General features: G+C 59.8%; 21 protein-coding genes. 14 read left to right on the top strand and 7 right to left on the bottom strand.

All coding sequences use genetic code 11. The features are described 5' to 3' along the window. The first annotated feature begins 19 nt into the window (after positions 1-19). The 6 genes from EDB94_RS00780 to EDB94_RS00755 all read left to right on the top strand — a co-directional run bounded on the left by EDB94_RS00780 (position 20) and on the right by EDB94_RS00755 (position 6,221). Entirely contained in the window at positions 20-1,795 is a 1,776-nt protein-coding gene (locus tag EDB94_RS00780) for a chloride channel protein (RefSeq protein WP_014575938.1), read from the top strand. A 3-nt stretch (positions 1,796-1,798) separates the two neighbouring features. Continuing rightward, positions 1,799-2,221, top strand: coding sequence for a protoporphyrinogen oxidase HemJ (gene hemJ, locus EDB94_RS00775; RefSeq protein ID WP_008173152.1), 423 nt, complete (start codon positions 1,799-1,801; stop codon positions 2,219-2,221). Positions 2,222-2,262: 41 nt separating this feature from the next. Next, positions 2,263-3,021: a hydroxymethylpyrimidine/phosphomethylpyrimidine kinase gene (locus tag EDB94_RS00770; RefSeq protein ID WP_081449807.1), complete on the top strand. Its 759-nt coding sequence runs from the start codon at positions 2,263-2,265 to the stop codon at positions 3,019-3,021. Further along, a complete protein-coding gene (gene thiE / locus EDB94_RS00765; RefSeq protein ID WP_008173154.1) occupies positions 3,018-3,677 on the top strand; it encodes a thiamine phosphate synthase in 660 nt (219 codons plus the stop codon). Before EDB94_RS00770 ends, thiE begins: the two co-directional genes overlap by 4 nt. A gap of 15 nt (positions 3,678-3,692) precedes the next feature. Continuing rightward, positions 3,693-4,973 (top strand): glutamate-1-semialdehyde 2,1-aminomutase, encoded by a 1,281-nt coding sequence (gene hemL / locus EDB94_RS00760; protein ID WP_108019606.1) that lies wholly within the window; start codon positions 3,693-3,695, stop codon positions 4,971-4,973. 327 nt (positions 4,974-5,300) lie between these two features. Beyond that, a complete protein-coding gene (locus EDB94_RS00755; RefSeq protein WP_041644915.1) occupies positions 5,301-6,221 on the top strand; it encodes a triacylglycerol lipase in 921 nt (306 codons plus the stop codon). A gap of 34 nt (positions 6,222-6,255) precedes the next feature. On the opposite strand, the gene EDB94_RS00750 is transcribed toward EDB94_RS00755, so the two are convergent. The 4 genes from EDB94_RS00750 to EDB94_RS00735 are packed head-to-tail and all read right to left on the bottom strand — an operon-like array spanning position 6,256 to position 9,302. Further along, positions 6,256-7,578 (bottom strand): type IV pilus biogenesis/stability protein PilW, encoded by a 1,323-nt coding sequence (locus EDB94_RS00750; protein ID WP_108019604.1) that lies wholly within the window; start codon positions 7,576-7,578, stop codon positions 6,256-6,258. 53 nt (positions 7,579-7,631) lie between these two features. Continuing rightward, positions 7,632-8,006, bottom strand: coding sequence for a hypothetical protein (locus tag EDB94_RS00745; RefSeq protein WP_092033775.1), 375 nt, complete (start codon positions 8,004-8,006; stop codon positions 7,632-7,634). After that, complete coding sequence (locus EDB94_RS00740) at positions 8,003-8,704, bottom strand: anti-sigma factor (RefSeq protein WP_108019601.1); 702 nt, start codon at positions 8,702-8,704, stop codon at positions 8,003-8,005. Before EDB94_RS00740 ends, EDB94_RS00745 begins: the two co-directional genes overlap by 4 nt. A 10-nt stretch (positions 8,705-8,714) precedes the next feature. Then, positions 8,715-9,302 carry an RNA polymerase sigma factor gene (locus EDB94_RS00735; protein ID WP_181259080.1) on the bottom strand — a complete coding sequence of 196 codons (588 nt, stop codon included), beginning with the start codon at positions 9,300-9,302 and terminating at the stop codon, positions 8,715-8,717. A gap of 224 nt (positions 9,303-9,526) precedes the next feature. Here EDB94_RS00735 and EDB94_RS00730 point away from each other — a divergent pair, with 224 nt between their 5' ends. Then, the gene (locus tag EDB94_RS00730) at positions 9,527-10,462 is read left to right on the top strand and encodes a DUF4382 domain-containing protein (RefSeq protein WP_108019599.1); all 936 of its coding nucleotides are present in this window, start codon (positions 9,527-9,529) and stop codon (positions 10,460-10,462) included. Between the two features lie 59 nt (positions 10,463-10,521). Here EDB94_RS00730 and EDB94_RS00725 read toward each other — a convergent pair whose 3' ends face one another. Further along, a complete protein-coding gene (locus EDB94_RS00725; protein ID WP_108019597.1) occupies positions 10,522-11,103 on the bottom strand; it encodes a tetratricopeptide repeat protein in 582 nt (193 codons plus the stop codon). Then, a complete protein-coding gene (mrcB, locus tag EDB94_RS00720; RefSeq protein WP_108019623.1) occupies positions 11,100-13,430 on the bottom strand; it encodes a penicillin-binding protein 1B in 2,331 nt (776 codons plus the stop codon). Before mrcB ends, EDB94_RS00725 begins: the two co-directional genes overlap by 4 nt. Before the next feature lie 157 nt (positions 13,431-13,587). On the opposite strand from mrcB, the gene EDB94_RS00715 reads away from it, so the two are divergent. From EDB94_RS00715 to EDB94_RS00705, 3 genes are read left to right on the top strand one after another with little or no spacing between them, the layout of a single operon-like run. Next, positions 13,588-15,138 (top strand): AAA family ATPase, encoded by a 1,551-nt coding sequence (locus EDB94_RS00715; protein ID WP_404935304.1) that lies wholly within the window; start codon positions 13,588-13,590, stop codon positions 15,136-15,138. Between the two features lie 40 nt (positions 15,139-15,178). Then, entirely contained in the window at positions 15,179-15,547 is a 369-nt protein-coding gene (locus tag EDB94_RS00710) for a pentapeptide repeat-containing protein (RefSeq protein WP_014575923.1), read from the top strand. Beyond that, the gene (locus EDB94_RS00705) at positions 15,544-15,915 is read left to right on the top strand and encodes a Rieske 2Fe-2S domain-containing protein (protein ID WP_108019592.1); all 372 of its coding nucleotides are present in this window, start codon (positions 15,544-15,546) and stop codon (positions 15,913-15,915) included. Before EDB94_RS00710 ends, EDB94_RS00705 begins: the two co-directional genes overlap by 4 nt. Here EDB94_RS00705 and sfsA read toward each other — a convergent pair. Then, positions 15,899-16,630 carry a DNA/RNA nuclease SfsA gene (sfsA, locus tag EDB94_RS00700; RefSeq protein ID WP_108019590.1) on the bottom strand — a complete coding sequence of 244 codons (732 nt, stop codon included), beginning with the start codon at positions 16,628-16,630 and terminating at the stop codon, positions 15,899-15,901. The genes EDB94_RS00705 and sfsA overlap by 17 nt on opposite strands. Positions 16,631-16,809: 179 nt before the next feature. Here sfsA and dksA point away from each other — a divergent pair, with 179 nt between their 5' ends. The 4 genes from dksA (at position 16,810) to EDB94_RS00685 (ending at position 21,364) form a co-directional block, all read left to right on the top strand. Next, positions 16,810-17,250 (top strand): RNA polymerase-binding protein DksA, encoded by a 441-nt coding sequence (gene dksA, locus EDB94_RS00695; protein ID WP_008173182.1) that lies wholly within the window; start codon positions 16,810-16,812, stop codon positions 17,248-17,250. A gap of 61 nt (positions 17,251-17,311) precedes the next feature. Next, entirely contained in the window at positions 17,312-18,184 is an 873-nt protein-coding gene (gluQRS, locus tag EDB94_RS00690; protein ID WP_108019588.1) for a tRNA glutamyl-Q(34) synthetase GluQRS, read from the top strand. A gap of 50 nt (positions 18,185-18,234) precedes the next feature. After that, positions 18,235-18,411, top strand: a complete 177-nt coding sequence (locus EDB94_RS20650) for a hypothetical protein (protein ID WP_008173184.1) — start codon at positions 18,235-18,237, stop codon at positions 18,409-18,411. After that, entirely contained in the window at positions 18,401-21,364 is a 2,964-nt protein-coding gene (locus EDB94_RS00685; RefSeq protein ID WP_014575918.1) for an ATP-binding protein, read from the top strand. Before EDB94_RS20650 ends, EDB94_RS00685 begins: the two co-directional genes overlap by 11 nt.

The following is a 21,364-nucleotide window of genomic DNA, read 5'->3' as shown; positions in this document are numbered from 1 at the left end:
CCACCGGAACTCTGGCCTCATGCAGAAAATCTGGCACCAGATTACCGAGCATCTGATTCCTGTTTTCCGGCGCCGACTCTCCGGTGTTGATGCTTTGCCGCAACTGGCCGTGCTTGGCCTGCTGTCCGGTTTGATAACCGGGGGCGTGATCCTGGTTTTTCGGCTGGCTATCGAATGGCCGCTCGAGCATTTCCTGCCCGGGGATGGTTCAGAATCCTTCGAACAACTGGACCTGATTACCCGCGGGCTCCTGCCCCTGGCTGGCGCCCTCGGTCTGGGGCTGCTGATGCATCGTCTGGCCACCCATGACCGCAAGGTCGGGATTGTGCATGTGATGGAGCGCCTGAACTACCACCAGGGCTACATTTCCATGCGCAGCGCGATCGTGCAGTTCATCTCGGGCGTTGCCACCGTGGTCAGTGGTCAGTCGGCGGGTCGTGAGGGGCCTGCCGTGCACCTGGGAGCGGCTTTTTCCAGCCTGATGGGCCAGTGGATGCGGCTTCCGAACAACAGCATCCGGACACTGGTGGCCTGCGGTTGTGCGGCCGCCATTTCAGCCTCTTTCAACACGCCGATCTCCGGCGTCATCTTCGCCATGGAAGTGGTGATGATGGAATACACCATTGCGGGTTTTACACCGATCATCCTGGCCTCTGTCAGTGCTGCCATCGTTACCCAGGCGGTCTATGGCACAGAGCCGGCCTTTAACGTGCCGGCGCTGACCATGAACTCGCTAACGGAAATTCCCTGGATACTCGCCATAGCGGTGATTATCGGCATTTCGGCCGCGCTGTTTATCCAGCTGGTTGACACTATGGGCAAGCATCACCATCGCCCCGTTCTGTTGCGCATCACGTTTGCGGGTCTTCTGATGGTGCCATTCGCCATTTTTATTCCGGAAACCATGGGTATCGGTTACGACACCGTCAACGAAACCATCAACGGCGAACTCGGGTTCTGGCTCCTGCTCGGAGCCGGCGCCGCCAAACTGGTGATTACATCGCTCTCCATCGGGCTGGGCATGCCAAGTGGCGTGATCGGCCCCACCCTGTTTATGGGGGCAACCCTGGGCGGCGCCATGGGGCTGATTGGCGCCCAGATCATGCCGGAGCAAGCTTCCTCTGTTGGCTTCTACGCCATGCTCGGCATGGGAGCCATGATGGGCGCCGTACTGCAGGCGCCACTCGCGGCCCTGATGGCATTGATGGAGCTCACGCGTAACCCCAACATCATCCTCCCGGGCATGCTGATCATCACCACCTCGAGCCTGGTGACCAGCGAGGCGTTCGGGAAGAGGTCACTGTTCCTGACCATTCTCAAGAACCAGGGGCTTAGCTATCAGAATTCCCCGGTGATTCAGGCGCTGCGGCGGGTATCGGTTGGCGCAATCATGGATCGCAGTATATTGCGCACCGAACGGCACCTGACAGTGGAAGAAGCCCGGAAAGTACTGAAATCCGAGCCAAAGTGGCTGGTGGTTGAGGGCAGCAGCGGGCCGACCGCCCTGTTGCCGGCCGTGGATCTCGCCCGATATCTGGAGGACACCGAAAAGCTGGTGTCCGAGGAAGAGATCGAACCGCCGGAGTCCATTGACCTGATGGACATACCTGCGAACCGTCGCGACGTGGCCCCCGTGCAATACCAGGCCACCCTGGAGGAGGCATTAAACGAGTTCGATGCAACCAATGCCGAGGCCCTCTACGTACAACGTCACGTCGCGCCAATGATCCAGCGGGTATACGGCGTGGTGCTGAAAGCCGATATCGAGAGTTACTACCAATACCGACGGAGCTGACGAATGCTGTGGGTGAAAGCCTTCCATATTATTTCACTGGTGTGCTGGTTCGCCGGCATTTTCTATCTGCCCAGACTGTTCGTCTACCACGCGGCCTGCGAGGACGAGCCCGGTCGTGAACGCTTCAAGATCATGGAGCGCAAGCTTTACCGGGGCATTACCACCCCTTCAATGGTCGCCACCGTCGTCTTCGGTGTCTGGCTGATCAGTTACAATGCCTCCGGCTATTTCAGCCAGGGCTGGATGCATGCCAAGCTGTTTCTGGTGGCCATTCTGATCGTTTACCATTTCTATTGCGGGCACCTTGTAAAGGTCTTCCGGGACGACCGGAACACCAGAAGCCACGTATTCTACCGGTGGTTCAACGAACTGCCGGTGCTGATTCTTCTGGCCGTTGTAATCCTGGCTGTTGTCAAACCGTTTTGAGGAGCTGAGTCATCAAACGCTACACCCGACCACAGGTTCTGATTCTTTCCGGCCTTGATCCGTCCGGCGGCGCCGGCATTCAGGCCGACATCCAGGCCGTCACCTCCCTTGGCTGCCATCCCTTGCCGGTTCTTACCTGCCTCACCGTGCAGGACACCCGTAACGTGTATGGCGCCGAGCCCGTATCGGCTGACCTGATCCGAAAACAACTCCAGTGTCTCGCCGATGATTCCCCGATTCATGCCATCAAAACCGGTGCCTTGGGCAATGCTGCGGTGGTGGATGTGCTCGTGGATTTCATCCGTGAACATCCGGGCATTCCCGTGATCACCGACCCGGTGATCAAGGCCGCAGGCGGCGGTGATCTGGCCGACGACGAACTGGTCAGCGCGATGAAGGAGAAGCTCTTTCCCGTGGCTGAAATGATCACGCCCAATGGCGTCGAACTGGCCATGCTCGGCAACAGTGAGGACGCCGATCAGGCCGCCGACAATCTGCTGAAGGGCGGCTGCGAATCCGTCCTGGCCACTGGTGGACACGGCACCGGCATTCACATTATCAACACGCTCTATAACCACGCCCCTGAGCCCATGCGCTGGGAAATTGAACGAATCGGTGGTGAGTACCATGGCACCGGCTGCACCCTGGCAGCGGCCATTTCTGCCGGCAGGGCCTCCGGGCTGTCGCCCCGCGCCGCCATTTCCCAGGCCCAGAACTACGTTCATCGCGCCATACTCCACGCCCTGGAAGTCGGTAAAGGCCAGCCGGTGCCGGATCGAGGTATTCTGTGGGAGCGATGAGTAAAGGGCTGCGCCCGGGGCTCTACGCCATTACCGACAGCGTACTGACACCACCCGAGACACTGATCGAATCGGTTGAGGCTGCGCTTCGGGGCGGCGCGGTCATGGTACAATACCGCGAAAAGAGCGCGCCGATGGCTGAACGGATTTCCCAGGCGGTCAGTTTGCAGGCTGTATGCCGAAATGCGGGCGTTCCGTTGCTGATCAACGACGATCCCGATCTCGCAAAACGGGTCGGGGCTGCCGGCGTACACATGGGTCAGACGGACGGCTCAGTGGCAGCGGCCCGCCGCCTTCTCGGTGATGAGGCCATAATCGGCATAACCTGTCACGCCGATCTCGCACTTGCACAGGCTGCTCTGGGAGCGGGCGCGGACTATCTGGCGTTCGGGCGATTTTATACGTCGTCGACCAAACCCGGCGCCCCGGCAGCGCCTCCCGGTGTCCTGACCGACGCGAAGCGTTTCGGCCTCCCGATCACCGCCATCGGCGGGGTAACCACAGACAACGGCGAACCTCTTATCCGTGCCGGGGCCGACATGCTCGCCGTGGTAGGCGGCCTTTTTGGCGGCGACACACATGACATTGAGATGCGAGCCAAAGCGTTCGAGCGCCTGTTCGCAAGCCATCATCCACTTTTTTCACTTCCGGAATAACAGGAGCCCAGATCCATGACGCACTCCGAAACCCTGTTCGAGCAGGCCCAGAAATACATCCCCGGTGGCGTGAATTCTCCGGTCCGGGCCTTTCGAGGCGTTGGCGGCACGCCGATCTTCTTCAAGCACGCCCAGGGCGCCTATCTTTACGACGAAGACGATCAGCGCTACATCGATTACATCGGCTCCTGGGGCCCCATGATTCTTGGCCACGGTGACCAGCGCATCAAAGACGCCCTGCATGCGCAGGTTGATCTGGGCGTTGGCTATGGTGCGCCGACCGCCCTCGAAACCGAGATGGCCAAGAAGGTGTGCGAACTCGTGCCATCCATCGAACTGGTCCGCATGGTGAATTCAGGTACCGAGGCCACCATGAGCACTGTCCGCCTGGCGAGGGGCTACACCGGTCGCGACAAGATCGTGAAGTTCGAGGGCTGCTACCATGGCCACGTGGATTCACTGCTGGTCAAAGCAGGCTCCGGCGCCCTCACCCTGGGCGTGCCGAATTCCCCGGGCATCCCCGCCAGCCTGGCTGAGCATACCATCACGCTGACCTACAACGACATGGACAGCGTTCGCGAATGCTTCCGGGAGATGGGCGACCAGATCGCCGCGATTATCGTAGAGCCGGTCGCTGGCAATATGAACTGCATTCCACCGGTCCCCGGCTTCCTCGAGGGGTTGCGGGAAGTGTGCGACGAGCACGGCACCGTGCTGATCTTCGACGAAGTAATGACCGGGTTCCGGGTTTCCCTCGGCGGCGCGCAGGGGATGTATGGCGTAACCCCGGACCTCACCGCACTGGGCAAGGTGATTGGTGGCGGGCTTCCGGTCGGCGCCTTTGGCGGCAAACGGGAAATCATGGAACACATCTCACCATTGGGACCGGTTTACCAGGCAGGCACCCTGAGCGGTAACCCCCTGGCCATGTGCGCCGGCCTGACGACACTGAACGCAATCTCCGAGCCCGGTTTCCACGACCGGCTGACCGAGAAAACCAATGCCGTTCGCGACGGCCTGAAAGAAGCCGCTGACGCCACTGGCATCCCGTTGACGGTCCAGAGTGCCGGGGCCATGTTCGGATTCTTCTTCACCGAGGAAAGCTCTGTTACCCGCTTTGACCAGGTGATGGGCTGTGATGTCGAACGGTTCAAGAAGTTCTTCCAGGGCATGCTTAAAGAAGGCGTATACCTGGCACCATCCGCCTTTGAGGCTGGCTTTACGACAGCGGCACTGTCCGAACAGGACATCGCCGATACGGTAGCGGCGGCCAAAAAGGTCATGGCCACGCTCTGATACTTCCGCTGTCCCCATCGCTGCCCCGCAGGTCAGAACATGTCCTGCGGGGCCACCGATGTGATGGGCATCACAGTTCCACGGCGAACACCCCTGCCTGGCCTCTTGTGCCGTTGACTTACCATCCAGCCTGATCAAATGTTGATCTAATCTCTACCGAGATGCTCTGACGGCACCAATCTAACAAACACAAAAATCAAGTCAGCGCACGGAAGCACTCGGTCTGCCTACAGGCAGATGCAGTACGAGCAGGAAGTCTCTGGAGCAACCCGTTAGGTTGAGCCGCAGTTTGAATAACAAACACAACATCAAACTGTAGGAACGACAATGAAACTCTGGATCCAAGCAATGGCCCTGGCCCTGACTGTGGCCTGGTCGGCCCCCTCCGCCGCCTGGTGGTGGGACTCTACCCCTTCAAACTATACGGACACTCGCTACCCGGTTGTGCTGGTGCATGGCATGTTCGGCTTTGATTCGATTGCCGGCGTGGACTACTGGTACGGCGTCGCCGAGGATCTCCGCAAATACGGCGCCGATGTCTACACCACTCAGGTGCCCGCCCTGGACAGCACCATTGCTCGCGGTGAAGCGCTTCTGCCGCAGGTACAGGCGATCGCCGCGGTGCACGGCAAGGTCAATCTGATTGGCCACAGCCACGGGGGCCCCACGGCCCGTTACATCGCCAGGGTGCGGCCAGATCTGGTCGCCTCAGTGACGTCCGTCGGCTCGCCCCATAAAGGCTCGCCGGTCGCCGACCTTATCTACGGCTCCCCTGCCGAAAGCCTGGCGGCCAGTCTGGGGAATGCATTGGGCGGGCTTATCGATCTGCTGTCCGGTGGCGGTTATAACCAGGACCTGCGGTCAAGCCTGGAATCCCTCACCACTCAGGGCAGCGCCGAATTCAACAACTTTGCCCCTGCCGGGATTCCAACCACCGCTTGCGGTGAAGGCGCCTACTCGGCAAATGGTGTCCGCTTCTACTCCTGGGGTGGCACCGGTGTTCTGACCAACGTACTGGATCCGTCCGACGCGTTGTTGGGCACCACCAGCCTCGCCTTCGGCTTCAGCCAGAACGACGGTCTGGTAGGCCGCTGCAGCAGCCGGTTTGGCAAGGTTATCCGGGATAATTACTTCATGAACCATCTGGATGAAGTGAATCAGGCGTTGGGCCTGCATAGCCTCTTCGAAACTGATCCAAAAGCGGTTTTCAAACAACACGCCAACCGACTGAGAAACGCAGGACTGTAACGGGTAGCCGGCCTTCTGGCTTTGCCTTGCAGAGCTAGAAGGCCCCTTCCAGGGTGAACATCAGCGTCTGGCGCTGATAGTCATACTGCGACAGACTGCTTCTGTTATCCCGAACCAGCCACTCCCCCCGGGCCAGCCAACGGCTGTCCAGGGACTTCTCCGCCAGCAACCCGATCTCGAGGCGGTTATCTGTTCTGCGACCGCTCTCGCCTTCCCCGGACACCAACTGATGGGCGTCCCGGTATCGACTGTGGCGAACAGAGCCCGTTGTTCCGAATACGATATCTGGCCGCCAGCGGTAGCGACCGGCAAACTCCAGTGTGTGGTGGGTAGGTGAGACACTGATAAACTCACTGGTTGTTTGCAGATCCCGCCGGTCATTGATTTCCAGTGAGTAGTCGCCGTCCAATCGCCAGGGTCCCAGGTACTTCCGCGCATGAACGCGTGCCCGATACCACTGTCCGTCATAGGCCTCGAAGCCTGAACCACCATTCACGGTAGCCGCCGCCAGGGCGATTCCGCACTGATCCGGGGCTACGGGTAGCGAACACTCACGCCAACGATAAAACCCCTCGATGCCGTATCGGGTTTCAAGGGATTCGCTGCCAAACCAGGACTTCACCAACGACACCAGAGCGCCGCGTTCACCTGCAGCTAGGGTCTCAGACCAGGCCAGTCGTCCCTGCAACACCTGAGTGTCGTATTCTTCATCGGACGGATGTTCCCGGGAGTAGGCGGCAGCATCGAGGGCAAGCCGTGAGCGGGTACCGACTGGCCGCTCGTAGGTTCCGGCAGCCAGCGCCTCGAGGAAGCTCCCACCCTCACTCGACGCCGTATCCTCGGGCAGGCCGGCAATATTGGAATCGTAACCGCCAGAGATACCCAGATAGCCGCGAATGGAGGGCTGGCGGGCCAACCGGGGCGATCCACCATCCAGTATATTCAGTTGCGCCCGGGCCAGTGCCCGGATTTTATCCGGAGCGCTCTCGGCCGAGGCCTGCTCGAACCAGCGACGGGCTTCGGCAGACTCCTCCGTGGCAAGCGCGACCAGACCGAGGTTATAACGCGCCAGGGCGCCATTGGAGCCGTCGAGCAAGGAACGGAAGGCAGATTCAGCGGCGCCGTAATCGCCCAGCTGATAGCAGACAACACCGAGGTTATAGAAAAGCGAGGGAGATCTCAGGCCAGCATCAACGGCTCTCTGGAAGCGCTGTTTCGCGGCGTTCAGGTCTCCTGCTTCAAAGGCTTCAACGCCGGCACGGAAATCCTCCATGCCGGCTTTCGTTTCAGCCGCCTGAAGAATCATCGTGGGAATTAACAACAGGATCAGGGACAGGGCGCGCCAAAATACCAGCAAACAGGTTTCTCCGGGTTAATCCACGCAGGGGAGGCCCGGTTACGTACCCGGCTTCAGCGATCCAGCCCTGGTGCATCCGGCAGCTCTGGGCGTTCCGGCCGCTCCGGTAACTCAGGCTTACCCTTGATCAGCTCCCGGGATTGCCTGGCTTTTTCGGACATGGACTCACCAAACTCGCGCCCCCTTTCTCGGGCTTCACTCGCCGTATCCAGCCCTCGAGAGCCAGACTCACCCGGATTCTCGGGTTTTTCGATAGCGCGGGGCAACTCGATTTCCCGCACGACCGAATCGGTGAGTTCTGCGTCGTCAGTCACCATACGCATGGTAACATCCAGATCATCATTAGCCAGTGTTGTTGCCGGGACCCAAAACCCCAACATCAGCAATCCGACCAGCCTGGCACTCAATAAGAACCTGCAACCTGTCATGATTCGGGATCCTCGACCGGGCGTTGTGGATATTCGGGAATCGGGGCCCGAAAGGTTTTCTGGCGATCTCCGGTGTCCAGTCGGGCCACCAACTCACCGGCACCGGGAAAGAGGAGCTTCAGGGGCAGCGACAAAACGTTCTCCCCGGCATTCAGGCTCACCTGCCAGCTAAGCTCCCGATGCCCTGGCCAGGAAGCCAGTTCCACATTCGGTGGCAGCTCAAGGGTAAGCGTAACGTTTTCCAGAGCCTCGCCCGAACGGAAGGCAAGGCGCACGGTTTTCTCAACAGGTTCGGCAATCCCGTTTGCCGACTCTTCAGCGGCACTCTCCGAGGACGCCGAGGACGCGACAACAGGCTGGGCGCTGTCAGTCGCATCATCGGGCTGGAACAGAAAGCCCAGGCCGATACCCAGGGCAAGAGCCGCCGCAATGGCACCACCCAGTGCCCCGTGACTCCATCCGGACTCCGGTCTGGCTTCGCCTCGGACAGAGGACAAAACACGGCTTTGAAAATCAGGGGAAGGCCCAGGGACTCTGAATTGCTCCTGCAACGCCCGGTTCAGAGACCGCTCCGAGGCAAGCCTCTCTCTGCACGACGTGCAGGCAGCAACGTGCTCCTGCACCCGGTCACGGGCGGGGGCGGAAAGCTCATTGTTGATGTAGGCGGGTAGATCCACCCGGATTTCATTGCAGGACATTGTCTTCACCTCACTCCCCCACACGTCCGGCCGGCTCGGTTGGTTCCAGCTCCCGCTGCAATTTCTTTCGCAGGGCGGCCCGACACCTGTGCAATCGCGATTTCACGGTTCCCAACGGGATGTCCAGCACCGCCGCGATGTCTTCCTGGCGCCAGCCGTCCACATCATGAAGCAACAAAAGAGTTCGCTGATCGGGCGTCAGAGTCATCATGACCCGATCCAATGCCGGTCCAAGGCGCGACTGCTCCAGTTGCAGATCCGGGCCAACACTGTCGGATTCGAGGCTGTCCAGCCAATCGGCCTGGCTTTCACTGCCGACCAGCTCCGTCAACGGGCGGTCACTCTGTCGGTTCTTACGCCGCACCTGATCAATAAACTGCCTGTAGAGCACCCGATTCAGCCAGGGCCTTAGCTGGTCAACGCTTTCCAGCTCATCAAGCTTTGGGAATAGCTTGACCACCACATCCTCAACCAGATCCTCAGCATCCTGTTGCTGACCCGCCAGACGGTAAGCAAACCGGTACATCGCATCCAGATGGGGCCGCACCAGAGCGTCAAAACGCCGGGACTTCGAGGGCTTGAAAGGAAAAATTGCCAAAGCCGTTGTTTACCTGCGTGGGTTCATGCCAGCGGCGCAGTCTATCTCAAGTCGCCGGGCCGATGCATTGGCCGCGTTCCCGATCTGACGATTCAACGGTTGCCCGGACATTAGGGAACGTTAACAAAATTTCCGGAACTCTGCCCTCTACCGCAGCGTGAGGGTGGAGTCAGGTAGCGATGTTGCTTCGCTATGAGTCCAGCAAATAAACCTTGGAGGTTTATATGAAACGTTCGGTTCAACTTATTGCCATTTCAACTCTTGCTGCGGGCATGGCGGCCTGTGGTGGGAGTGGTAGCGACAGTTCAGCGTCCTCGGGCACCGGAACAGTGTCCTTTGGTATTACCGACGCCCCGGCCATGGACCTGAGCAATGTCACCATTGCTTTCACGGAAATTCGTTTAAAACCCGAGGAAGGACAATGGGTGGAATTTCCCCTTGAAGGCTTCGAACAGGTGAATCTGCTGGATCTTCAGGGTGGCCTGAGCGAACCTCTGATTACAGATGAAGAAGTACCTGCCGGCACATACACCGAGCTTCGACTGATTGTCGACACGGATAACTCGTTTGTGAAGCGCGAATCTACAGGCGACAGCGAGTACTCACTGGCAGTTCCGTCTGGCGAGCAAAGTGGCCTCAAGCTTAAGGGTGAATTCCTGGTGGCCGCAGACACAACCACCAACTTCACCATCGACTTTGACGTGCGCAAGTCCATCGTTAACCCGCAGGGTAATGCCCTGGCCGACTATATGCTGAAACCGTCCCTGAGACTGGTCAACAACCTTGAGGTTGGCTCTATCAGTGGCCAGGTCGATGTTGCCCAGATAACGTCCACCCGTATGGCGGATGAGAATCTGGCTGATTGTCAGTACACCGGTGCTGTTTACGTCTTCTCTGGTGAGAATGCCGAAACCTCAGACCTGAACGTCAACAATGAGGAAGGCAACCCTCTAATGATTGTGCCGGTTAAGCTCGATGATGAATCTAGCCTCTACAGCTATACGGCAGCATTCCTGCCAGAGGGTAACTACACCATCAGTTACAGCTGTCAGGAGGACAACAACGAGGAGGATGACAACCTTGACTTCGAGGGAACACAGAGCCTTGAGGTTGTTGCCAACCAGACAACCGAAGCCGAGCTGATTCCTCTCGTCGAATAAGCACCTGTCCTGGCAGTCGGTCGCTGAACAACAGGGACCGACTGCCAGGCAAGAAACAGTTAGAGTGCGGCGGCCCTTTCCTCCGCCTGATCCGCACCAGCCACATTACCTCGAGCCCGGCGAATATCCGCCAGCAACAGCCAGCCGGCTCTCTGCAGCCGAATATCACTTCCCGCCAGGGACAACCCCTTCAGGGTGAACTGCTCCGCTGAGCCCAACTGATTACCCGCCACATAGGCCTCGGACAACTTGAAATACACCTCCGCAGATCGGGGGGCGATCCGCTGTGCCCGTTCGAGGCGTGCGATAGCGCCAGAGACGTTACCTTGGGCCAACAGCTGATCGGCCTCACGTACCAGGCTGAGCGCCGCCGGTGAGAGCCCATCCCCGGTTTCCCGATAGCTAGGGGAGCTGGACCGGGCCGGTTCCCGGGTTTCCGGAGCCGCCTCTGGCTGTTCGCTCTTGCGCCACACGGGGGCTTCGCTTTCTTCGCTATCAGTACTGGTTCTGGGTGGTTCGGGCGCCTTGGCCGGCTCACTGCCGATCGGCACGTAGATTCCGCCTCCTGGCCCGGAAGCACAACCAGCCACGGACAGCAGCGTGGCGATCAGGGCAGTCCTTAACGAAAGTCGGTCAATCATTGAAACAGTCCTTCAAACCAACCCCGGATTCGACGTTCCAGAGTTCCGGAGCATGAAATTGTCTGCGTGGGTTCACTGCCAGCAATGTAGGGCAGCAGGCGGGCATTGTCGCAGTATTCGTCTGTGAGTGCCTGCCGCTCCGAATTCACCCAGTGATAACTGACCCCGTCGGGTACCACCGGCGAGAAGCCGTGCTGGGGAACCTGCGCCATAAACCTCGACCACACCGGCAGAGCGCCACTGGCCCCGGTCAGTGAAGTTGGCCCGTTATCATCCCGCCCAACCCAGGCCACCGCAAGCAGGTCGCCACTGAACCCGGCAAACCAGGAGTCCCTACCATCATCGGTGGTGCCGGTCTTGCCGGCAAGACTGAGCTCTTCAGGCACGGTGTAATAGGCAGAGCGTCCTGTCCCCTCCTGCATGGTTTCCTGCATGGCGTATTGCACCAGGTGCACGGCGGCGGGATCGGCCACTTGCTCAACTTCAAGACTGTAACGGGATAGCGCCTCACCGCCGGCGTCCGTGACTTCACGGATCGTGCGCAGCGGCGTATTGAAGCCGGATGTCGCCAGCCCCTGATAGATCTGCGCCACGGTCACCGGGCTCATGGAAACCGAGCCCAGAAGCATCGACGGGTAACGGGAAATCGGGGTATCGACGCCGAACGCTGTCAGCGTCTCCTGCACCCGATCCACTCCGATATCCAGCCCGACACGCACGGCAGGCAGGTTGTAAGAGTGGGACAGGGCCTTGTGCAGGGGTACTTCGCCCCGCTCCTCGCCATCGTAGTTCTTGGGCTGCCAGCGTTTGCCATCGTCGAATTCCAGGGTAAAGCTCTTATCAAGCACCGGTGTGGTCAGGGTATACCTCTCCGGCTCCTGCAACGCCGACAGATAGATAAACGGCTTGATCAACGATCCGATGGGACGGTTGGCATCCAGTGCCCGGTTGAACCCGGCAAATTGCGGGTCGCGGCCACCCACAAGCGCCAGCACTTCCCCGGAATCCTTCGCAGTGACTACCAGGGTGGCTTCCAGCGCCTCGGCATTCTGCCCACCGCCCAGCCTCGGGAGGGTATCGGTTACCGCATACTCTGCCGCGTACTGAATCGCCGGGTTCAGGGTCGTGAAAATCCGCAAACCTTCACTGCGCAGATCCTCTTCCTTGTAATCGCGGGCAAGGTGTCGCCGGACCAGATCGATGTAGGCCGGGTACCGATTTTCCGAATACGACGGGCGCTCACTGACGCCCAGCGGCAATCCACGAGCCCTGGACGCGCGCCCCGGCTCAATGAGGCCGGCCTGTTCCATTTCAGAAATCACCAGATTCCGCCGCTCGGTTGCGCGCTCCGGGTGGCGGCGCGGATTGTAGTAACTGGGGCCTTTGACCATGCCCACCAGCAACGCGATCTGGTGCACATCCAGATCCTTGAGGGATTCGCCAAAATAGAACTGGCTGGCAAGACCGAAACCATGAATGCTGCGCGTACCGGCTTGTCCGAGGTAGACCTCGTTCAGATAGGTTTCGAGGATATCGTCTTTTTCATAGTGCAACTCCAGGAGCACCGACATCAGGGCTTCGTTGGCCTTTCTCACCAGCGTCTGCTCTCGAGTCAGGAAGAAGTTTTTCACCAATTGCTGGGTCAGCGTGCTGCCACCCTGAACGATGCGCCCGGCCTGGATGTTGGCAAGCATGGCCCGGCCAATAGAAAGTGGCGCGATGCCGAAATGGTCGTAGAAATTTCGATCCTCCACCGCCATCAGAGTGGTGGGCAACAGGGCCGGCACTTCATCCAGCTGAACCAGCACCCGGTCCTCCTTGTGCGCCGGGTAGATGCCGCCAATCTGCGCCGGCTCAAGCCGCACAATCGGGGCATTATCGCCTTCAATCACCGAAAAGCCCTGAACCCGATCGCCAGATATCATCAGTGAGATCCTGCGCCTGGGTTCATCGCCGTCCGGGAAGGAAAAGCCCCGGGTACTGATCACAAAGCGATTGCCCGTGCGCTGGTAACTGCCGGATTTCCTGCCGTCACCCTTACGGAAACCGGAGAGGCTCAGTTCCCTCTCCAGGGCACCGGCACTGACGCTGGCGCCATCGAAAAGCTCCAGAGGGCGCGCGTAAACCCGGGACGGAACCTCGAAACGCCGGCCCTCGAAACGGGAGGTCACCACGGCATCGAGGTAAACCATCCAGCCAGCCAGCAAAACGAGACCGATGGCACATAACCGGAACATAAAACGCCAGAACCACGGCCGGCGACCGTTGTTGGAGGAACGTCTGGAGGGCTTTCGCCTGGGGCTGGAAGATGCTTTGGATTTTTTCATGCCGCGATTATAACGAAGGGAGCGGTGAGGAAGGCAGGCCATCCGTGTGTTATTTCTGTAATCTGCCCGTTATGATAGAGCAAGAAAAATCAATGGGTTCAGGGAACGCGAGGAGAGCACGGTGAGTGAGACATCCCCAGGCAATCTGATTCTGGCCATGCAGAATCCAGACCTGTACGACCATCCTGTCGATGGTTTCCAGGTTATCGAAACTCACATCTCACAGGTGATCCTGACCGGTGACTACGCCTACAAGATCAAGAAGCCCATGGATTTCGGCTTCCTGAACTTCTCCACCCTCGATCGCCGAAAGCATTTCTGCGAGGAGGAGCTCAGGCTCAATCGGCGACTGGCCGACAAACTGTATCTGGAGGTGGTACCCATCACCGGCACGCCCGACAACCCCATCCTCGGTGGGGAGGGAGAAGCCTTCGAATACGCCATCAAGATGCGTCAGTTCGGCCAGGAGCATCTCTTCGATCGCCTGCAGGAACAGGCAAAGCTGACGCCAGAACCACTCACGGACCTGGCCCGTCAGGTCGCGGCCTTCCATGAGCAGCTACCGCCTGTGCCGGACGACAAGCCGCTTGGCACTCCGGAAGCCGTGTTCGCCGCCATGCAGGAGAATTTCGACCAGATCCGGCCGATGATTGACGATTCGCATCTGCTCATGCAACTGGACAACCTCCAGGCCTGGACCGAATCCACCTTCGAGCGCCACCGGGAGCTGATTGCCCGTCGTCGCGAAAGCGGCATGGTGCGGGAATGCCATGGCGACCTCCATCTCGCCAATATCACCCGCTTCGAGGACGCGGTAACGGTTTTCGACTGCATTGAGTTCAACGAACCGTTCCGATGGATCGACGTGATCAACGATCTCGCGTTCCTGTTGATGGATCTGGAGTCCCGTGGGGAAAGCGCCCTTGCCAACCAGGTGCTCAATACGTACCTGGAATACCGCGACGACTTCGAAGCTCTGCCTTTGTTGCCGCTGTATAAGGCATACCGGGCTATGGTGCGCGCCAAGATAGCCCTGTTTACCATGGGGAACCCGGGGCTCACCGATGCGGAAAAAGCCGACCTGATGCAGCGCTATCGAGCCTACGCCCAGCTGGCCGAGGATTACGGCACTATTCCGAATCACTATCTGCTGGCAACCACCGGGCTGTCCGCCAGCGGCAAGACCTGCGTCAGCGCCGCCATGGCCAATGAACTGGGGCTGATACGCCTGCGCTCCGATGTCGAGCGCAAGCGCCTGCACGGACTGGCCCCACTCGACAGCTCCCGCTCACCGACCGGTGGCAATCTGTACACCGAGGAAGCGACAGAGAAAACCTATCAGCGGCTGGCGGAGCTTGCCAGTCACGTTCTGGCCGCCGGTTTCCCGGTGATTGTGGACGCCGCCAGCCTGAAACAGAAAGAGCGGGCCCTGCTGGCATCGATAGCCGAAGATCAGGGTGTGCCCTTTGCCCTGATCCATTGCGAGGCGCCGGAAGATCTGCGCCGGGAGTGGATCCGCAATCGCAAGGGCGATGCCTCCGAGGCAACCGAGGAATTGCTGGACGCACAGCAAACCTGGTTTGAACCGTTAACCGCGGAGGAGAAGAGCCACACCATCCACCTGCACACTGACCAGGAGCATGTGGCAGAGGCGGTGGCCGACCGGATCCGCCAACATCTGGGCATCCCCGGCGGCAAGGCCGACTAAGAACAACAACTGGCTCCCACTGGCGAGCGCGAGGTTCGATATGGACGATAAAAGCGAACACGAAGTACATCAGATCAGTCACCCGCTCTACGATATTCTTCGTAGCGAAGACATGCAGGCGTTCAATGCTGAAAAGGCAAAGCTTGCAGAGTTACCCAGTTTCGCCCATGGCGATTTCCGGGGTCTGGATCTCAGGGGAATGGATGCCAAGGGGCTGGATTTCCGCCACGCCTACTTCCGGGGCGCCGACCTGCGAGGTGTCGACTTCTCGAAATCCCGAATGGAAGGCTCCAGTATTGCCAGCGCCAAGATTTCCGGCTGCTATTTTCCGCATCGTCTGGACGCCGATGAGATCGTCATGTCCCTGAATCACGGGACCCGCATGCGATACACGATCTTGCCGAAATGAGCAGCGTCACGCATTCCTGGCAGCCCGTCTGTCCGGCCCCCGAGCTGACACCGGGCCAATTCTTGGAATTCCGGCTCCGGGAGAAGGCCCGGGAGCCGGCAGGCATGCCGCTGACCGGGTTCCTGTTTCTGGACGGTGGCACGCCCCGCGCCTACCTGAACATCTGCCCGCATCTGGGCGTTGAACTGAACTGGATGCCCGGCCGGTTCATGGATTCCGACAACCTGTTTATCCAGTGTTCCACCCACGGCGCCCTGTTCAAGCCCTCAGACGGCGAATGCATTGCCGGGCCCTGCCAGGGCGATGCGCTCACCCAGCTGGACCTGCGGGAGCGGGACGGCCAGATTGAGGTCAGACTTCCAGAATAACGGGCACCGATTCGGTCAGGGTCAACACACCTGTTGGCGTGCCGTCGCTCTCGCTCAGATCGGCACGATAGGCGATCACTTCCACGCCAGCATCGCAGGCCTCCCGCAGTAACTCACCGTATTTTCGATCAATATGGTCCGCCGGGCGAACGGTTTGAATGCCGGTGTGATTCACCACGAAAAACAGCACCGCGCGATCGCCCTGCTCAACCTGGGCAATCAGCTCCCGCAGATGCTTCTGGCCGCGCACGGTCACCGCATCGGGGAAAAAACCCTGAGCATCTTCCGCCAGCGTGACATTCTTGACCTCCACCCAGGCATCGGCCGCGGTGTCATGGCCGGAAAGCAGCAGGTCGATCCGGCTCTTCTCCGAACCATACTTAACCTCGGCGCGGCACTCGGAATAGCCGGCCAGCTCCACCACGGTGCCAGCTTGTACGGCCGCCCGAGCCTGGCTGTTCGGCCGGGCGGTGTTCACGCAGGCCAGTTGCCCGGGCGAGGTTTCCACCAACTCCCAGGTGTACTGGAGTTTGCGCTTGGGGTTATCGCTACGGCTAAGCCAGACTCGCGCGTCCTCCGGCTGACAGCCCAGCATGGAGCCGGTGTTCGGACAATGGGCCGTAATTTCTGAACCATCCGGCAGACGCACGTCTGCCAGAAAGCGTTTGTAGCGGCGGATAAGCCGGCCTTCAACCAGCGGTTCTGGAAACTTCATGTGATCTCCGTACAAAAGTCGATGTCACAAGGCTGGCACCCCCGTGACTAATCTGCTATTTTCCGCAAATTCCCGTTTCAGGACGAATGCTTCATCCAGGGTACAACCGCGCAGCCACGGGGGCTCACGCGGAGGGAAGCAAACCGTTCTTGTGAAGTACAAACAAGAGGCCGGGTTCAATGGCAACTACTGCAGAACAACCACGCGAACGTTTTACCAACTTCACCCCCTATGAAATGAAGAAGGGTGAAGAGTACATGAGTGCGGAAATGCTCCAGCACTTCAAAGATCTGCTGCTGCAATGGAAGCAGGAGCTGATGGAAGAAGTCGACCGCACCATGCACCACATGCAGGAAGACGCCGCAAATTACGCGGATCCCAGCGATCGCGCAACCCAGGAGGAAGAATTCAGCCTGGAGCTGCGTACCCGCGACCGCGAGCGGAAGCTGATCAAGAAGATTGACCAGACCATCGACCGCATCGACAAAGACGACTATGGCTTCTGCGATCAGTGTGGCGTGGAAATCGGTATCCGCCGCCTGGAAGCTCGACCAACAGCCACCCTGTGCATCGACTGCAAGACACTGGCCGAGATTCGCGAACGCCAGACCGGCATCTGAGCCTGCTACGCAACAGCTGCCGGTTGGGGCTTTTCCCAGCCCCGCCGGCTGACTGACCGCCATGAACAACCCTCAATACCGGGGCCGGTTTGCGCCCTCTCCGACAGGCCCGCTGCACTTTGGCTCCCTCGTTACCGCACTTGCCAGCTTTCTGGAAGCCCGCAGCCAGGGCGGCCAGTGGTTTATCCGCATTGAAGACCTGGATCCTCTGAGAGAGCCGCCGGAGGCGACCGGCCAGATCATTGCCAGCCTTGACGCCCACGGGCTGTTTCCCGACGAGCCGGTACGCTTTCAATCCAGACGTCACGACGCCTATCAGCACGCCGTTAACCGGCTGCTTGAAAGCGGCTACGCGTATCGCTGCCAGTGCTCGCGCAAGGAATTGCAGGCCAATGAGGGGCGCCACCCGAACCAGTGCCGCACTCGCACAGAAATTGACGGTGACCGGCCATTCGCAATCCGCTTTGCCCTCGAAGACGAAGACTGCCACTGGCAGGACCAGCTGCTGGGACCCCAGCACCAGACGGTGCAAGCAGAGCTTGACGATCCGGTCATCCTCCGCAAGGAGGGGTTCTACGCCTATCAACTGGCGGTGGTGGTCGATGACATTGATCAGGGCATCACGGACGTGGTGCGTGGTTCGGATCTCCTCGACATGACGGCGCAGCAGCAACAGATTTATCGTGCCCTGGGTGCTCTTCCTCCACGCTGGCTTCACATCCCGGTCATACTCAACGAGCAGGGTCAGAAGCTGAGCAAGCAGACCCATGCGCCAGCTCTTGATGATGACAAGCCTGTCGACAACCTGTTCATGGCGCTCGTTGCCCTTGGTCAGAACCCGCCTGCCAACCTTGCCAGCGGTTCGCTGGATTCGCTGCTGGAGTGGGGCCGGAGTTACTGGCGACGGGGCGCCATCCACCTGACATCCCGGTGAGGGACATGGTATAAAGCCCTTCTCACACCTCAGCGCGGATAGCATGCCTGATGTATATCTACCGTCTGGTCTTCCTGTTGGTACTGGCCATCTATATCTTTTCGCCCAACATCCTTGACTGGTGGACTTCGCCGGGAAACGTCTGGTACAGCCCCTACCTTATCTGGGCCGGGCTGATCGCCATCGGTTTCTGGCTTGAATGGCGGCGGGACCCCAATGAGTTTTAGTCCCTCCGGCCTGCTGCTCGCCAGCCTCCTGTATCTGATTCTGCTGTTCGGCATCGCCTGGTTTACCGAAAAAGGCATGGTCCCCCGGCGCTGGGTTCGCCACCCCCTGGTTTATGTGCTCAGCCTGGGTGTCTATGCCGGCATATGGGCGGTCTACGGCGCGGTTGGTATGGCCGCCGAATCCGGCTACGGCTTTCTGGCTTACTATCTCGGCATCAGCGGCGCTTTCCTGCTGGCGCCTGTGCTTCTGAACCCGGTCATGAGGATCGGACGCGCCTATCAGCTCACGTCCCTCGCCGATCTGTTTGCCTACCGCTACCGAAGCCAGTGGGCTGGCACCCTGGTCACCCTCTGCTCCGGCGGGGCCATTCTGGCCTTGCTGAGCATGCAGATACAGGCCGTCGCCACCTCTGCCAGCATTCTTGCGCCGGACACATCGCCTGCGGTAATCAGCGTGATGTTCAGCTTGATCGTGGTGCTTTTCGCCATGCTATTCGGGGCAAGGCGCGACCAGAACTCGGAAAACCATCAGGGGCTGGTGCTGGCCATTGCTTTTGATTCGCTGGTGAAACTTGTGGCATTGCTGGTGCTCGGGGGCGTCATTCTCTTCGGGGTCTTTGACGGCATGAGCGGACTGGAAAGCTGGCTGGACAACCGGACGTCGCCGGCCACAACCATGACCCTGAGTATTGACGACGGCAGTTGGCGGGCACTAATGCTGATGTCCTTTGCCGCTGCTCTGGTACTGCCACACATGTACCACATGACCTTCAGCGAAAACCCCTCGCCCAAGGCCCTGGCAAAAGCCAGCTGGGGCCTGCCACTCTACCTGTTGCTGCTCGGCCTGCCGGTGCCCCTGATTCTCTGGGGAGGCCAGGAGCTGGCGGTGACCACAGGGCCCGGATTCTTTGCCATCGGGGCAGCCCAGGCCATGGAAAGCCCGGCACTGACACTGCTGATGTACATTGCCGGCCTGTCAGCAGCCAGCGGCCTGATGATCGTCAGCACCCTGGCACTGGCGGGCATGGCGCTGAACCACGTGGTGTTGCCCCTGAAAACCCCGAAAGACCAGGGCGATATCTACCGGTGGCTGCAGTGGATCAAGCGCCTGCTCATCGCCGTGATCATTTTCCTGGCGCTGCTGTTTCATGAAGTTGTCGGCAAAAACCTCGACCTGTCCATTCTCGGCGCCATTTCCCTCTCCGGCACTTTGCAACTGCTGCCCGGCGCCCTGGGCGTGATTTACTGGCCCGAGGGCAATCGCCGCGGCCTGATCGCCGGCCTTGTTGTCGGGCTGGCCATCTGGGTGGTGACGCTCGTGCTGCCATTCTCGCACACGGCCAATCTGCTGGCCTGGCTGGATGCGCCACTGATACCGGACTACAGCAACTGGCATATCTTCACGTTCGTAAGCCTGACTGCCAACATTACCGTGTTTGCGCTGATTTCCATCCTCAGCACCAGCACCAGTGAGGAGAACAGCGCAGCCCAGGCCTGCTCACTGGGCGCACTGTCCCGTCCGCAACGCCGTGAATTGCTGGCCACGTCCTCCAGTGACTTTGTGAGACAGTTAGCGGAGCCGCTGGGCTACGGTGTGGCGCGGCGAGAAGTGGAGCGGGCACTGGGCCAGTTGAAACTGCCCAATGTGGAGTATCGGCCTTACCAGCTCAGGCGACTGCGCGACCAGGTGGAAATAAACCTGTCTGGCCTGCTCGGCCCCTCCGTAGCCAGGGACATGGTCAAGCGCCATCTCGGCTTCAAGCCCATGGCCCAGGGCGGCACTGCCCAGGACATCCGCTATGTAGAACGCGCCCTCGGCGACTACCAGAACCGATTGACCGGCCTGGCCGGCGAGCTGGACAACCTGCGCCGGCATTACCGCCAGACCCTTCAGAACCTGCCGATTCCTGCCTGCTCCGTGGGCGAGGACGGTGAAATCCTGATGTGGAACCACGCCATGGAGGCGCTCACCGGCATCACCGCCGATGACGTGGTCGGTGCCAGGCTGATGGCACTGCCCGAGCACTGGCACCTGCTGCTTGATGACTTCAACCGTGGCCCGGACCTCCATCGCTACAAGCATCGCCTGGACCTGCGTGGCAAACCCCACTGGCTGAACCTCCACAAAGCAGCCCTGAGCGGACCGGACCACACCGAAGGTGGCAGCATTATCCTGGTCGAGGACCAGACCGAAACCCGGCTACTTGAGGACGAACTGATGCACAGCGAACGGCTGGCATCGGTGGGAAGGCTCGCCGCCGGTGTCGCCCACGAGATCGGGAACCCGGTCACCGGTATCTCATCCCTGGCCCAGAACCTGAAACTGGAAACCGACAACCCGGACATCCTGGACACCGCTGACCAGATCCAGCAGCAGACCCGGCGCATCTCTACCATTTTGCAGTCGCTGATGAACTTTGCCCGCACCGGCAATCATGCCCAGGCCAACCGGTACGAGCCGGTAGCGATTCATCGCTGTGTGGAAGAATCGATCAACCTGCTGTCGCTCAGCGACAAGGGCCTGGGGATTCACTATGTCAACGACTGCCCGCCCTCTTTGCAGGTTCTGGGAGATGAGCAGCGTCTGGTCCAGGTATTCGTCAACCTGCTGGCGAACGCCCGCGATGCCTCACCGGAAGGCGGTACCATCCGGGTCAGTGGAAAGGGCGATGGCTACTCCGCTATCATCGAGGTGGTTGATGAGGGCTCCGGTATTCCCGGGGATCAACTCGATCATATCTTCGAGCCGTTTTACACCACCAAGGCCCCCAACAAGGGAACCGGTCTTGGCCTGTCGCTGGTGTACAGCATTATTGAAGAGCACTATGGCAACGTTCAGGTGGAAAGCCCGGCTAATGCCGACACCGGCCGCGGAACCTGCGTGAGGCTGAGATTGCCAGCCTACGAACCGGAAACCGGCACTATTGCCATCAGCCAGAACCAAAGGTCTTGA

It is taken from the genome of Marinobacter sp. 3-2 (assembly GCF_003751355.1).
In the GTDB taxonomy this organism is placed as follows: Bacteria; Pseudomonadota; Gammaproteobacteria; order Pseudomonadales; family Oleiphilaceae; genus Marinobacter; species Marinobacter adhaerens.
The sequence above is the reverse complement of the archived record's forward strand: the minus strand, read 5'-3'. Positions and strand labels throughout refer to the sequence as shown.